Source organism: Cupriavidus basilensis (genome assembly GCF_000876015.1).
Classification (GTDB): domain Bacteria; phylum Pseudomonadota; class Gammaproteobacteria; order Burkholderiales; family Burkholderiaceae; genus Cupriavidus; species Cupriavidus basilensis_B.
Genome location: NZ_BBQM01000015.1, coordinates 236,396 through 250,373 on the forward strand (window position 1 = coordinate 236,396; position 13,978 = coordinate 250,373).

General features: G+C 72.9%; 14 protein-coding genes and 1 pseudogene. 11 read left to right on the top strand and 4 right to left on the bottom strand.

Going from position 1 to position 13,978, the window contains the following annotated elements:
• Nucleotides 1-37: 37 nt before the first annotated feature.
• The 11 genes and pseudogenes from KF708C_RS15005 to KF708C_RS15055 all read left to right on the top strand — a co-directional run bounded on the left by KF708C_RS15005 (nucleotide 38) and on the right by KF708C_RS15055 (nucleotide 10,283).
• Nucleotides 38-997: an AraC family transcriptional regulator gene (locus tag KF708C_RS15005; RefSeq protein WP_059412431.1), complete on the top strand. Its 960-nt coding sequence runs from the start codon at nucleotides 38-40 to the stop codon at nucleotides 995-997.
• A gap of 112 nt (nucleotides 998-1,109) precedes the next feature.
• Nucleotides 1,110-1,670 (top strand): carboxymuconolactone decarboxylase family protein, encoded by a 561-nt coding sequence (locus KF708C_RS15010; RefSeq protein WP_059412432.1) that lies wholly within the window; start codon nucleotides 1,110-1,112, stop codon nucleotides 1,668-1,670.
• A gap of 37 nt (nucleotides 1,671-1,707) precedes the next feature.
• Nucleotides 1,708-2,832 (top strand): acyl-CoA dehydrogenase family protein, encoded by a 1,125-nt coding sequence (locus KF708C_RS15015; RefSeq protein ID WP_059412433.1) that lies wholly within the window; start codon nucleotides 1,708-1,710, stop codon nucleotides 2,830-2,832.
• A complete protein-coding gene (locus tag KF708C_RS15020) occupies nucleotides 2,829-3,617 on the top strand; it encodes an ABC transporter ATP-binding protein (RefSeq protein ID WP_059412434.1) in 789 nt (262 codons plus the stop codon). The genes KF708C_RS15015 and KF708C_RS15020 overlap by 4 nt, the downstream gene beginning before the upstream one ends.
• Nucleotides 3,618-3,648: 31 nt before the next feature.
• Nucleotides 3,649-4,839, top strand: a complete 1,191-nt coding sequence (locus tag KF708C_RS15025) for an ABC transporter substrate-binding protein (RefSeq protein WP_029043458.1) — start codon at nucleotides 3,649-3,651, stop codon at nucleotides 4,837-4,839.
• A 44-nt stretch (nucleotides 4,840-4,883) separates the two neighbouring features.
• Nucleotides 4,884-5,735, top strand: a complete 852-nt coding sequence (locus KF708C_RS15030; RefSeq protein ID WP_370552825.1) for an ABC transporter permease — start codon at nucleotides 4,884-4,886, stop codon at nucleotides 5,733-5,735.
• Nucleotides 5,736-5,855: 120 nt separating this feature from the next.
• Entirely contained in the window at nucleotides 5,856-6,350 is a 495-nt protein-coding gene (locus KF708C_RS15035) for a response regulator transcription factor (protein WP_370552826.1), read from the top strand.
• Nucleotides 6,351-6,643: 293 nt separating this feature from the next.
• The gene (locus KF708C_RS15040) at nucleotides 6,644-8,512 is read left to right on the top strand and encodes a PAS domain-containing sensor histidine kinase (protein ID WP_059412435.1); all 1,869 of its coding nucleotides are present in this window, start codon (nucleotides 6,644-6,646) and stop codon (nucleotides 8,510-8,512) included.
• On the top strand, nucleotides 8,502-9,149 hold the full coding sequence (locus KF708C_RS15045; protein WP_059412436.1) for a response regulator transcription factor: 648 nt from the start codon (nucleotides 8,502-8,504) through the stop codon (nucleotides 9,147-9,149). Before KF708C_RS15040 ends, KF708C_RS15045 begins: the two co-directional genes overlap by 11 nt.
• 159 nt (nucleotides 9,150-9,308) lie before the next feature.
• A pseudogene (locus KF708C_RS36680) lies at nucleotides 9,309-9,548 on the top strand (response regulator); the annotation flags it as partial.
• A 387-nt stretch (nucleotides 9,549-9,935) separates the two neighbouring features.
• Complete coding sequence (locus KF708C_RS15055) at nucleotides 9,936-10,283, top strand: DUF4148 domain-containing protein (protein ID WP_059412437.1); 348 nt, start codon at nucleotides 9,936-9,938, stop codon at nucleotides 10,281-10,283.
• Nucleotides 10,284-10,621: 338 nt separating this feature from the next.
• Here the strand turns inward: KF708C_RS15055 and KF708C_RS15060 are convergent, their stop codons facing one another.
• The 4 genes from KF708C_RS15060 to KF708C_RS15075 form a co-directional block, all read right to left on the bottom strand.
• Nucleotides 10,622-10,975, bottom strand: coding sequence for a hypothetical protein (locus KF708C_RS15060; RefSeq protein ID WP_059412438.1), 354 nt, complete (start codon nucleotides 10,973-10,975; stop codon nucleotides 10,622-10,624).
• 198 nt (nucleotides 10,976-11,173) lie between these two features.
• A complete protein-coding gene (locus tag KF708C_RS15065) occupies nucleotides 11,174-12,448 on the bottom strand; it encodes a chloride channel protein (RefSeq protein ID WP_059412439.1) in 1,275 nt (424 codons plus the stop codon).
• Nucleotides 12,432-12,836: a DUF3331 domain-containing protein gene (locus KF708C_RS15070; protein WP_059412440.1), complete on the bottom strand. Its 405-nt coding sequence runs from the start codon at nucleotides 12,834-12,836 to the stop codon at nucleotides 12,432-12,434. Before KF708C_RS15070 ends, KF708C_RS15065 begins: the two co-directional genes overlap by 17 nt.
• 62 nt (nucleotides 12,837-12,898) lie before the next feature.
• Nucleotides 12,899-13,849: a helix-turn-helix domain-containing protein gene (locus KF708C_RS15075; protein WP_059412441.1), complete on the bottom strand. Its 951-nt coding sequence runs from the start codon at nucleotides 13,847-13,849 to the stop codon at nucleotides 12,899-12,901.
• Nucleotides 13,850-13,978: the final 129 nt, after the last annotated feature.

The window sequence follows — 13,978 nt, forward strand, 5'->3', positions numbered from 1 at the left end:
GGCCGCGCTTCCCGTGCGGCGCTCGTCCTCGCACGCTATGCATCACACGGATCGCCTGGTCCACTGGGTTCTGAGCAGCCTGGAACTCGAGACCACCCTCTTTCACATCGGGCAGTATTGCGGCAGCTGGCGCGCCTCGGTCGCCGGCCGCATGCGCGCGGGCTTCCACCTCGTGCTGCACGGCGAATGCTGGCTGCACCTGCCCGGCGAGCCCGGCGTGCCGCTGCAGGCCGGCGACGCGGTGTTCTTCCTGCGCGACGTGCCCCACCATCTCGGCCCGCATGCCGACGGCCAGGCCTGCGCGCCGGCCGCGGCCATGCAGCCGCTCGAGCCGCCCGCGCCGGACGGCACCGGGCTGGCCTGCGGCTTCTTCGATTTCCGCCCCGGCCTGAGCGAAGTCCTGCTGGCGCCGTTTCCCGACTACCTCGTGCTGCCCGCGCGGGACCAGGCGCTGGCCGGCGCGCGCCCGCTGTTCGACCTGATCCTGGCCGAGGCGCGCCGCGGCGACGCCGAGCCGTCGCCGCTGATCGCGCGGCTGGTCGACCTGCTGCTGTTCTACGTGGTGCGGCATCTCGCCACGCGCGAGGACGTGGCGCGCGGCCTGTGGCCGCTGCTGCGCAGCGCGGAATTCTCCAGCCTGATGCTGGCGCTGATCCGGCATCCCGGGCGGCCCTGGACGCTGGAGTCGATGGCGGAGCTGGTCCACATGTCGCGCGCCACGTTCTGCAAGCGCTTCATGGAAACCTGCGGGCAGTCGCCGGCGGCGTTCCTGCTGCTGCTGCGCATGAAGATCGCGTCGCAGCTGCTGGCCAGCCGCTGCAGCGTCGCGCAGGTGGCCGAGCAGGTGGGCTACCGCTCCGAAGCCGCGTTCGCGCGGGCGTTCAAGAAGGCCACCGGCGAGCAGCCGGGCGCGGTGCGCCGGCAGGGCCAGCCGGGCCAGCAGGGCCAGCCGGGCGCGCCGTCGGCGCTGCCGCACGCGGCGCCGGCGCTGGAATAAGCCGCGCGCGCATTCGCAGACGAAACAGCAGGAAATCGCGACACTCGCGCATGGCGGGGCGCACCGGCGGATCGCACAATCGGCCTGTGTCCAACACCTTTCCCCCGACGCCATGAGCCGCTTTCCCCTCAACACCGCAGACACCGCCCCCGAGGCCAGCCGGCCCTTCGTCGCGCGCGCCATCGCCAGCAACGGCTACCTGCCCAACCTGATCGCCGCGCTGTCCAACGCGCCGGCCGCGCTGGAAGCCTACCTGACGCTGTCGGAGATCAACGGCCGCGGCTCGCTGACGCTGGCCGAGCGCGAGGTGGTGCAGATCACCGCGGCGGCCACGCACGGCTGCGGCTTCTGCGTGGCCGGCCACACCGCGGTCGCGCTCAAGAAGGTGAAGTTCGACGCCGACACCGTGGGCGCGCTGCGCGCCCAGACCACGGTGCCGGACGCCCGCCTCGAAGCGCTGGCGGCGTTCACCCGCGCCGTGATCCGCGACCGCGGCGCGGTGCCGCAGGCCGATTTCGACGCCTTCGTGGCGGCCGGCTTCGAGGTGGCCCAGGCGCTCGACGTGGTGCTCGGCGTGGCCCTGGCCACGCTGTGCAACTTCGGCAACAACCTGTCGCAGACGCCGCTCAACCCCGAACTGGAAAGCTACCGCTGGACGCGCGGCGCGGCCTGATGCGGCCCGCCACCGAAGCCAAGCACAGGAGTGCCCGATGACCACGCTCGACCCGACCCTCGCGCAATGGCTTGACGACCACGCCGACGCGCTCGACAGCGGCGCCGCCGATCCGGCCGCGCTGCTCGCGCGGCTGGCGCAGGCCGGCCTGTTCCGCGTCGGCGTGCCGCGCGCGGCCGGCGGCGACGGCGGCAGGACCTCGGACGCCATCGCCGCCATCGCCGCGGTGGCCGGGCATTCGCAGACCGCCGCGTTCGTGCTGTGGGGGCAGCGCACCTTCATCGAATACCTGCTGCAGACGCCCAACCGCGCGCTGGCCGGGCGCTGGCTGGGGCCGCTGCTGGAAGGCACGCTGGCCGGCGCCACCGGGCTGTCCAACGCCATGAAGTTCCTCGGCGGCATCGAGGCGCTGCAGGTCAGCGCGCGCGCCACCGACACCGGCTGGCAGATCGACGGCGCGCTGCCGTGGGTCACCAACCTGAACCCGGACGGCTTCGCGGTCGCGGTGGCGGCCGACGACCTCGCCACCGGCCGCGCCGGCGTCTACGCCATCCCGTATCCGCTGGCCGGCGTGGCGCGCGGCAACGACCTCGACCTGATCGGCCTGCGCAGCAGCCACACCGCGACGCTGCGCTTCGACGCCGTGGCGCTGGATGCCGGCTGGCTGCTGCACGAGGACGCGCACCACTTCCTGCCGCGCGTGCGCCCGGCCTTTCTCGGCCTGCAATGCGGCCTGTCGATCGGGCTGGCGCGGCGCGCCCTGGCGGCGGCGCGCGGGCGCAGCGGCGCCGGCCGCTCGGTGCTCGACGACGAGCTCGACGCGCTGGCCGGCGAGCTGGAAGCGCTGGCCGCGCGGCTGGCCGGCGGGGTGGACGGCAACGCGGACGGTAACGCGGACGGCAGCGCGGACCGCGACGATTTCCTCGCCGCGCCGCGCGCGCTGTTCGCCATCCGCATCCGCCTGGTCGAGCTGGCGCTGGCCGCGATGCAGCTCGAGCTGCAGGCGCGCGGCGGCGCGGCCTACCTGCGCTCGCGCAACGACGGCTTCGCGCGGCGCTGGCGCGAGGCGGCCTTCCTGCCGGTGGTCACGCCCAGCCTGGTGCAGCTGAAAGCCGAGCTGGCGCGCCCGCAGCCCGGGCAGGCGCCGCGCGAGGCGGCATGAGCGGCGCGCTGCTCGAAGCCGCGGGCGTCGCGCTGGCGTATGGCGCCGGCGGCGGCGCGCGCACCGTGCTGGACCGGCTCGACCTGCGCCTGGCGCCGGGCGAGATCGTCTCCGTGATCGGCCCCAGCGGCGCCGGCAAGTCCAGCCTGCTGCGCCTGCTCGCCGGCCTGCAGCAGCCGACCCGCGGCAGCGTGCGCATGCTGGGCGAGACGCTGGCCGCGCCGCATCCGCGCATCGCGGTGGCGTTCCAGGACGCCTGCCTGCTGCCGTGGCTGTCGGTGGAGCACAACGTCGGGTTTGGCCTGGGCTTTCGCCGCCAGCCCGCCATCGGCCGCGGCGAGCGCGCCGGGCGCGTGGCGCAGACGCTGGCGGCGGTCGGCCTGCTGGACGCGCGCCACCTGTTCCCGGCGCAGTTGTCCGGCGGCATGGCGCAGCGCGTGGCGCTGGCCCGCTGCCTGGCGCGCCAGCCGCGGGCGCTGCTGCTCGACGAGCCGTTCGGCGCGCTCGACGAAATCACGCGCGTCGACATGCAGGCGCTGCTGCTCGGCATCGTGCGCGCCTACCGGCCCGCCACCTTGCTGATCACGCACGACATCGACGAAGCGCTGCTGCTGTCCGACCGCATCGTGCTGCTCGGCGGCCCGCCCGGCGCGCCGGCCTCGGTCGCGCACGAATGGCGCATCGGCCTGCCGCACCCGCGCGAGTCGCAGGTCGAGGCGCTCGGCGCGCTGCGCATCGAGATCGTGCTGCACCTGCGCCGGCTGCTGCGGCCGGCTTCCGTTTGACCAATCACGAACCCAACCGACGAGGTGAACGATGTGCCAGGTACCGATGTCCCGGCGTGAGCTGCTCAAGCTCGCCACGCTGTTTACCGCCGGCGGGGCGCTGCCGCTGCTCAATGCCCTGAACGCGCGCGCGGCCGCGGAGCCCGATGCGCCGGTGCGCATCGGCTACCTGCCCATCACCGACGCCACGCCGCTGCTGGTGGCGCACAACAACGGCTATTTCGAGCAGGAAGGCATCAAGGCCGAGAAGCCGACCCTGCTGCGCAGCTGGGCCCAGCTGGTGGAGGCGTTCATCTCCGGCCAGGTCAACGTGGTCCACCTGCTGTCGCCGATGACGGTGTGGGCGCGCTTCGGCAGCCAGGTGCCGGCCAGGGTGGTGGCGTGGAACCACGTCGGCGGCTCCGCGCTGACGGTGGCGCCGCAGGTGTCGTCGGTGCGCGACCTCGGCGGCAAGACCGTGGCGATCCCGTTCTGGTACTCCATCCACAACGTGGTGCTGCAGACGCTGCTGAGGAAGGACGGCCTGGTGCCGGTGACGAAGAAGACCGGCGCGCTGGCGCCGAACGAGGTCAACCTGGCGGTGATGGCGCCGTCCGACATGCCGCCGGCGCTGGCCTCGCGCCAGATCGAAGGCTACATCGTCGCCGAGCCGTTCAACGCCGCCGCCGAGACGCTCAAGATCGGCAAGGTGCTGCGCTTCACCGGCGATGTCTGGCGCAACCACGCCTGCTGCGTGGTGTTCATGCACCAGCAGGACCTGGACCGCCGCCCCGAGTGGTCGCAGAAGGTGGTCAACGCCGTGGTCAGGGCGCAGCGCTGGACCCAGGACCACCGCGCCGAGGCCGCGGCGCTGCTGTCGAAGGACGGCGCCAACCGCTACACGCCGCACACGCTCGACGCGCTGCGCAAGGTGCTCGCCCCCGATGCCGGCGACCACGGCCGCTATCTCGCCAGCGGCGCCATCCACCATCCCGACTGGAAGGACAACCGCATCGACTTCCAGCCCTATCCGTATCCGAGCTACACCGAGGAACTGGTGCGGCGCCTGAAGGGCACGCTGATCGAAGGCAACAGCGCGTTTCTCGCCACGCTCGACCCGCAGCGCGCGGCGCGCGAGCTGGTCGACGACCGCTTCGTGCGGCGCGCGCTGGCCGACGCCGGCGGCCTCAAGGCCTTCGGCTTCCCCGAGGGCTTCACGCGGCAGGAGGAGATCGCGGCGTGACGCAGCGGGAGAACGTGCCGGCGCGGGGGCCGGGAGATGGTTCGGTGAATGGGCTGACGAGCGGGGCCATCGTCGCGCCCGCGAACGCAACCGCGAACGCGCCGGCGAAGGGCGCGGGAACGGGCACGACAAAGGGCGCCGCAAAGCGCACGTTCCACGCCGACCTGTGGCGCGGCCTGGCCGGGCTGGCGGTCCTGGTGCTGCTGTGGTGGCTTGCCACCGGCGCGGGCCGGGCCGAGGGCCTGGCGGCGCGCTTCACGCCGGCGGCCACGCTGGCCAGCCTGGCGGAGCTGCTGCGCCAGCCGGACCTGCCCATGCACGTCGCCGCCAGCCTGAAGCGCGTGCTGCTCGGGCTGGCCATCGCGCTGCTGGCGGGCGTGCCGCTGGGCCTGCTGGTCGGCGGCGCCCGCGCCGTCGATGCCGCGGTCTCGCCGGCTTTCCAGTTCCTGCGCATGATCTCGCCGCTGTCGTGGATGCCCGTGGTGGTGATGGCGCTCGGCGTGGGCGACCGCTCGGTGGTGTTCCTGCTGGCCTTCGCCGGCGTCTGGCCGATCCTGCTCAGCACCGCCGCCGGCGTGCGCCAGCTCGACGCGCGCTGGATCCTGCTGGCGCGCAGCCTGGCCGCCACGCGCGCCGAGATGCTCACGCGCGTGGTGCTGCCCGGCGCGGTCAGCAGCATGCTGACCGGGCTGCGGCTGTCGATCGGCATCGTCTGGATCGTGCTGGTGCCGGCGGAAATGCTCGGCGTCAACGCCGGGCTGGGCTACTTCATCCTCGACACGCGCGACCGCCTGGCCTACTCCGAGCTGCTCGCCACCGTGCTGGTGATCGGCGTGCTGGGCTTCGCGCTCGATACGCTGGCGCGCTGGCTGCACCGCTGGTGGGTGCCTTCCTAGGCAGCACGAGGCGGTGGCGTGGCGCGCGCCGCCGCTCCCCCTCTTTTCCTGCCTCCCGCCGGAAGTGATGCCGGGACGGCACGGCCACCAGTTTCCGTGCGCCGGCGCATATACCTATATATGATTCCGCGCGCAAAACGCCGCCCGTATCATGCAGTCGAGGGTAGCCGGACTGCCGCCGCCGCTGGCGCGCCGGACCCATTGCTCAGCTTGGTCGAGGTAGTCGCTTTGCATAACAACCAGATAATCGCCATCGTTGACGACGACGATTCCGTTCGCCTCGCCACGTCAAGCCTGGTGCGCTCGCTGGGCTGGAAGGTGCTTTTGTTCGCTTCGGCCCACGCCTTTCTCGATTCGGGCCGCGCCGCCGAGGTGGCCGGGGTGATCTCCGACATCCAGATGCCGGGCATGACCGGCCTGGAGATGCAGCGCAAGCTGGTGGAGGCCGGCTGCCGCATTCCGGTGATCTTCATCACCGCGTTCTGCACCGAGGCGATCCGCCGGCAGGCGATGGAGAGCGGGGCGCTGTCGTTTCTCTGCAAGCCGGTCGACGGCGCTTCCGTGCAGGAATGCCTGGACCGGATCGCGCGCGGCGACGCGGCGCCGGGCCGTTGAGCGGCGCCGGTGGACTTGTCGATGGGTTTGCCGCCGGATCCGCCGCTGGATTGGCCGCCGGGTTCGTCGTTTCCGGCACGGGGACAAAGGCCGCGCAACGGTATAATTTTCCGCGCCATGCCCGGCGTGCCGCGTTTGCCGCGTTTGCCGCGTGCGCCGGGCCGCCGCCGGCCACCGCAGAAAACGAAGCGCCGAGGAACCATGCCATCGAATCGGTTTGTCCGAAATGAGCCGTCCCCCAGATGCGCCGCCCCCATTCCCTTCGCGCCCCGCCGCGCGCCGGCAGTCCCGCGATGAATGAGTCGTTCCGGGCGGGCGACCCCGCGCTGTCGGACTCGCGCATCCTGCTGGGCGCGGCCGCGCTGCTGGCCGTCGCGGTCTTCCTGATCGACGCGCTGACGCCGCTGGACATCGCCATCGCGGTCCTCTACGTGGTGGTGGTGCTGCTGGTCGCGCTGACCGGCTCGCGCCGCGCCACGCTGGCGGTGGCGGTGGTCTGCGCCGTCCTCACCGTGATCGGCTTCCTGCTGTCCAAGGGCGCGCACATGGGCGGCGGCTCGCTGGCGCGCTGCGTGTTCAGCCTGCTGGCGATCGGCATCACCTCGCTGCTGGCGGTGCGCAACCTGGCCAGCAACGCGCGCCTGCGCGAGCAGGTGCAGATGCTCGACATGACGCACGACGCCATCGTCGTCTACGACCTCAACGACATCATCACCTTCTGGAACCACGGCGCCGAGGAAGTGTACGGCTGGACCGCCGCGCAGGCCATCGGGCAGCCCATGCACACCCTGACGCAGACGCGTTTCCCGATCCCGCCGGAGCGGATCCACGAGGAGCTGCTGCGCAACGGGCGCTGGGACGGCGAGCTGGAGCGCGTCCGCCGCGACGGCGCGCGCGTGGTCATCTCCAGCCGCTGGGCCCTGTGGCGCGACGGCGCCGGCAAGCCGGTCGCCATCATCGCCACCAACAACGACATCACCGAGCGCCAGCGCGCCGAGGCGGCGCTGGCGCAGAGCGAGGCCTTCCTGGCGGAGGCGCAGCAGCTGAGCAAGACCGGCAGCATCGCCATGCGGCTGCCCGAGGGCGCCATGACGTGGTCGGACGAGGCCTACTCCATCTTCGGCTACGGCCGGGACGTGCAGCCGAGCGCGGAGCGGGTGATCGAGCGCACCCATCCGGAAGACCTCGCGCTGGTGCAGGCCGCGCGCGAGCAGGCGCGTGCCGGCGTGCCGCAGATCGACGTGGCGCACCGCCTGCTGCTGCCGGACGGCACCGTCAAGCACGTGCACCTGGTGGCGCGGCGGACCGTGGCCGCGGCCGGCCGCTACGAGTACGTGGGCGCGCTCATGGACGTCACCGACACCACGCTGACGCAGCAGGCGCTGCAGCGCACCTTGTCCGAGCTGGCGCACGTGATGCGCGTCACCACGCTGGGCGAGCTGGCGGCGTCGATCGCGCACGAGGTGACGCAGCCGATCGCCGCCATCGTCACCTGCGGCGACTCCGCGCTGCGCTGGCTCAACCGCCCGCAGCCCGAGGTCGGCGAGGCCACCGAGTCGATCCGGCAGATGATCCGCGACGCCCGGCGCTCCAGCGAGATCATCCGCCAGATCCGCTCGATGGCGCAGAAGCGCGATCCCAGCTACGCGGAGATGGACCTCAACGCGCTGGTCGACGAATCGCTGGCGCTGGTGCGGCGCGAGCTGCAGGACCATCACGTGGAGGCCGAGCTGCGCCTGGGCGAGCCGCCCGCGCTGATCTGCGGCGACCGCATCCAGCTCCAGCAGGTGCTCATCAACCTGCTGATGAACGCGGTGCAGGCGATGGATTCGGTCGGCGGACGGCGCTGCCTGCGGGTCGCCACGCGCGCGGCCGACGAGCGGCACGTGCGGGTCGAGGTGCGCGACTCCGGCAAGGGCATCGCGCCCGAGGACGCCGGGCGCCTGTTCAACGCCTTCTTCACCACCAAGGGCGACGGCATGGGCATGGGGCTGTCGATCTGCCGCTCCATCATCGAGGCGCACGGCGGGCGCATCTGGGCCGAGTCGCCGCCGGAGGGCGGCGCGCTGCTGCAGGTGCTGCTGCCCCTGCACGAGCCGGACGACGGCGATGCCGCCGGCGTGGCCGAAGGCAATAACAAGGGAGCCAGCCATGAGCAATGAGCCCGGCGCAAGCGGGGGTACGGGGGTCGTCTACGTGGTGGACGACGACGAGTCGATGCGCGTCGCCGTCGGCATGCTGCTGCGCTCGGTGGGGCTGCGCGTCGAGGCGTTCGCCTCGGCGCAGGAATTCCTCGCGCACGAGCTCGGCGACGCGCCGAGCTGCCTGATCCTTGACGTGCGCCTCAAGGGCCAGAGCGGCCTGGCCGTGCAGGAGCAGATCGCGGCCGGGCGCATCCCGATCCCGATCGTCTTCATGACCGCGCACGGCGACATCGCCATGTCGGTCAAGGCCATGAAGGCGGGCGCCACCGATTTCCTCGCCAAGCCGTTCCGCGACCAGGACATGCTCGACGCCGTGACCAGCGCGCTCGAGCGCGACGCCGCGCGGCGCGCGGCCGACCAGTCCAGCGCCGACCTGCGCCGGCGCTACGGCACCCTCACGCCGCGCGAGCGCGAAGTGATGGCGCTGGTGGTGCGCGGCCTGATGAACAAGCAGATTGCCGGCGAGATGGGCCTGAGCGAGATCACCGTGAAGATCCACCGCGGCCAGGCCATGAAGAAGATGGGCTCGCGCTCGCTGGCGGACTTCGTGCTCAAGGCCGAGGCGCTCGGCATGACGTCCGGCGCGCTGTCGTGACGGCGCCGCGCGCCGCCCATATCCCGGTATAGCCGCCTCACCCCGACGGGCGCGCCGCGCAACCGATCGTAGGGCTGTCCGCGCCGCCGCGCGTGCACTACCTTCAAGCTGACGCGGCGGCCGCTCCCGGCCGCCGCCAATGCCGCGGAGGACAAGCACATGCGCGTACTGGTGATCGAGGACGAGCCCAAGGCGGGCGCCTATCTCAAGAAGGGCATGCAGGAATCCGGCTGCCAGGTGGACGTGGCCGCCGACGGCGCCGACGGCCTGTTCCTGGCGCAGGAATATCCCTACGACGTGATCGTGCTGGACGTGACGCTGCCGGCGATGGACGGCTGGTCGGTGCTCAAGGCGCTGCGCGCGAGCCACGCCACGCCGGTGCTGTTCCTGAGCGCGCGCCGGCTGAAGGCACAGGGGCGCCGCGGGGCGGGTCCGACGATCCATATCGAAGCCTCCAGGCAAGGGGTGGCGGGGCGCCGCGGGGCCGGTTCCGCGCGGCGCCGGGTCATGGATGCAGTGTGGCGCGGCGGACTTACCGGGCGCTGACCGGCGCATTACCAAACTGTCATGTTGCGCGGGAAGCGCAGGAGCGGCCCGGAAAGAGAGGAAAGAGCGGCTTGCGGGAGGCGCGAGACCGGCGCAGCGCCAACGTGACAACCTTGTAATCAGATGGTCAGCCGCGAGTCACCACGTCTGACCAACAATGATCACAACTTGCTCACATCCTGACGCAAGAACCAAGGCACCGCACTCCGGCGGGCCACCCAACCGAAAGAGGTAATCATCATGAAATCGCTGATCCAGACCGTACTCGTCGCCTGCGTCATGGCCGCTCCCGTGGTGTCGTTCGCGCAGAGCGCACAGAGCGCGCAAGGCCCCGTGACCCGCGCCGAAGTGCGCGCCGACCTGATCCGCCTCGAGAAGGCCGGCTACGATCCGCACATCGACAACGCGACCTATCCGGCCGACATCCAGGCCGCCGAAGCCAAGGTCGCCGCGCAGGAACAGATGGCCAGCAACGACAAGGCAGCCGCGCCGGCCGCCGCGCAGACGGCCGGCATGCCGATGCAGGCGTCGATGGACACGGTGCCGCGCATCGACCTGCCGCGCAACCCGTTCTACGCCGGGGCCTGAATGCAGACCACGCCGGCAGCAGCCCGCCCCGGAGCAGCCGGGGCGGGCTGCTTTGCTTTGGTTGTGCCTGGCGCGCGCGTTTGGCGCGCGGCGGCGTTGTAGCGTGCCGGTGCCCGAGGCATCGGCGGTATCGAAGTACGTGAACATCCCTCATGGATCCCGGCGCGCGGGATTCGACGATCCGTCCCGGTTCTTCTTCTTCTTCTTCCTCCCCGTTCCATGCAAGGCATGCCGGTCATCGGTGCGAGCCGATGCGGCTGGGCACGGTTTCGTGCGGCATGCGTGTTGAGAGTGGATGGCGCCCGGCAGCGCGGGCGCCGCCGGTGCCGTCGCGGTGTTCAGGCGTGCGAGTTCTGCTCGTCGGCGGGCGATGCCGACACGCCGCTCTGGTCGCGGCCGGCCAGTTGCAGGCCCGCGAACGGCCGCGGCGGCTGCCCGGCGCGCGCGCCTTCGGTGAAGGCGTCGTACTTGCGGCCGTGCGCGCCGTCCAGGTAGACGTCGCGCTTGTCGTTGCGCGCGCCGTCGGTATAGACGTCGCGCGGCTTGTCGACGCTGAAGCGGTAGCCGTGGCTGTCGCCGGCCTGCGCGCTGGCGCGCGGGTCGGCGGCGTGGGCAAGCGTGGCGCCGAGCGCGCTGGCGGCGAGCAGGGCGGTGGCGAGCAGGCGTCGGGTCAGGATGGTCATGGTGGTCATGGTGGTTCTCCGGTGGGTCGAGGCGTGGTGTCGGCAGGTGTGCCGTCGAGGGGAACCGCACGATGCCGGCTCCTTGCTGGAAAGCATAGAAGCCGCGTTGCGCCGGCGCCTTCGTACGCGAGGTGCGCCGGGCTAGCGCATTGGTAGCGCCACCCTATCCTTTGGTTTAGCCGGAGATGCGCGCGAAGCTGCGCGCGGCTAGGCCGCGGCCGCCCGCAGGCGGCGCATGCCGGCGGCGCCGAGCCACGCGCCGCACACGCCCAGCGCCACCGGCAGCAGGAAGGCGCCGCCGGGCCGCGTGAACTCGGCGATCAGCACCGCCGCGGTGAGCGGCGCGCGCATCGTGGCGCCGAGGAAGGCCGCGCCGCCGACCAGCGCGAAGGCGCCGGGCGCGGTGCCGGGCCAGGCGAGGGACCAGCCCTCGCCCAGCACGATGGAGAGCAGCGCGCCGATGGCCAGCGCCGGCGTGAGCAGGCCGCCCTGCGCGCCCGCGCGCAGGCTGGTCAGCGTGAAGAGCGCGCGCAGGCCCAGCAGGGCCAGCGCGGCCGTGGCGCCGAAGGCGCCGTCGAAGCCCACCTGCGCCGGCCCCTTGCCGTTGCCCAGCAGCGCGGGAAAGCGCGTGGCGACCAGCCCGATGCAGGCGAAGTTGAGCACGCACAGCAGCGGCAGCCACCAGCCGGCCGCGGCCCGCCGCCGCGCCGCCGCGGTCCAGCGCGCGAACACGGTGCCGAGCGCGCCCAGCAGCGGCCCGGCCAGCGCGGCCCACGCCAGCAGCGCGGGCGTCACCGGATAGTGCGGCACCAGGTATTGCGGATGATTGCCGAGCCCCGCGCGCGCCACCAGCGCGGCCAGGCACGAGGTAGTGAGCGCGGCCAGCACCGCGCGCCAGCCCGCCGTGGCGAGCAGCGCTTCGAGCACGAACACCGCGCCGGCCAGCGGCACGTTGTACACCGCCGCCAGGCCGGCGCCCGCGCCGCACGCCACCAGCAGGCGCGCGTGCGTGGCGGGCAGGGCGAGGCGGCGCGCCAGCACGCCGGCCAGCATCGCGGCCAGCTCGCGCGGCGCCACCTCGCGGCCGAGCGGCGAGCCCAGCGCCACGGTGATGACCTGCAGCAGCGCGTGGCAGGTGGTGGCGAACGGCGGCAGCCAGGCTTCGGCCCGCACCGCGCGCGCGATGCCGCGCAGCGGCTGGCACCAGCGGTACACGGCCCACCAGCCCGCGCCGGCGACGATGCCGCACAGGCACAGCACCGCCACGCGCCGCAGCGGAGAGGATTGCGTCACGCCTTGCAGGAAGCTCTCGGAAGCCAGCGCGCCGTAGCCGTAGGCGAGGTGCTGCACGAAGTGGAGCAGGGTGGCCACGGCGAGGCCGACCACGCCGCCGGCCACGCCGGTGGCCAGCAGCGCGAGCGGCCAGCGCAGCAGGCCGGCGGCACGCGCCGCGCCGCCGCCGCTGTCACTGCGCGGCGGCATCGAGCACGGTTGCCAGGATCATGGCATCGGCATTGCGCGGGCGCGGGCGGCACGGGCGCGGCTTGTAGATGGCGTCGCCCGGCGCGATGGCCTGCCCGCTCATGGCGCACACGCCGGCCGCGCGCGCGGTGGCGGCGTCCCATTCCTGGTCGCCGTAGCGGCAGTGGGTGGCGTCGCGCCAGGCCAGCGTGGCGGTGCCGGGGCCGGGCCGGTCGATCACGCTGATCAGCGCGCCGTAGTAGCCGCGCGCGGCGCGCGGCGCGGCGTTCGCGCACGGCGGCGCGAGGCCCTCCGCGCGGGCCGACAGCAGGCGCAGGGCCTGCTGCCAGGGATCGGCGGCGCGCGGGGCGGGGGCGCCGCGGTCGGTGACGTTGCTGTCGGCTGGCATGTCGACACCTCCGGTTCGGGATGGCCTGGCGCGCGCCGCGCGGCGGCGGCGCATCATGCGGATCAGGCGGCCTTGCGCTCGAGGCCGCTCTTGACCTTCCAGTTGTAGGGCGTCTCGCCCACGAAGCGCTTGAACACCGTGGTGAAGTGCGACTGCGAGCGGAAGCCGCAGCCCAGCGCCACGTCGAGCATGGTCTGGCCGCTGGCGCCGAGCAGCACCTGGGCCCGCTCGATGCGCCGGCGCAGCAGGTATTCGTGCGGGCGCAGCCCGGTGGCGAGGCGGAACTGCGCGGCGAAATGCATGCGCGTGAGGCCGGCGCTGTCGGCGATGTCGGCCAGGCCGATGGCTTCCGACAGATGGGCGTCGATATAGTCGGTGGCGCGGCGCAGGCGCCACGCGGGCAGCGCGGTCATGTTGCGTCCCCTGGGCGCGGCCTGCTGGAAGTGGCGCGCCACCAGCCGCGAGACGATGGCCAGGCTCACGCTGTCGGTGAAGATGCGGCCCGCGCCGCCGTCCCGCGTCTGCGCCACCGCCAGCGCCTGTCCCAGCCGCTCGAGCGCGCCGTCCTGCACCAGGCGCGGATCGCCGAGCACGATGTCGCCGGCATGCGCGTGGCCGAACAGGTCCTGGTAGCACTCGGCCAGCACGGCCTGCGAGGCGTACAGGTGGAGCACGTCGCTGGGCGCGTCGAAGGTGGCGCGCACCGCCACGCGCGGCGCGGTGACTTGCACCACGCCCGCGGTCACGCGGCCGGACACCACCACGCGGCTGGCGTGCGTGAACGTCAGCGAGGTGCATTTCAGGCTCATGGCGATGCAGTGGTGCGCGTCGTTGCCGGGATGGGCCACCGCGCAGGGCGCGCCGGCGCGGCGCGTCCAGCGCGACACCGGCACCACGCCATGCGCCGCGCCGCCGGGCGAGCGCCAGGCGCTTTCCTGGTCGATGGGGCAGCGGGACGGCGCCGGCGCGAGGTCTTCCGGGGCGGGGTGGCACGCGAGCGGGGCATGGAACATGATGGACCTCGATGTGGGTTCTGGATGGGGGCGGGACGTCGGTCCGCGATGGATTCAAGGTATCGCAGCGCCGGGCGGGCCACCAGCCCTACGAACGGTTGCGGGCGGCGTCGGATGGTTTGCGCGATT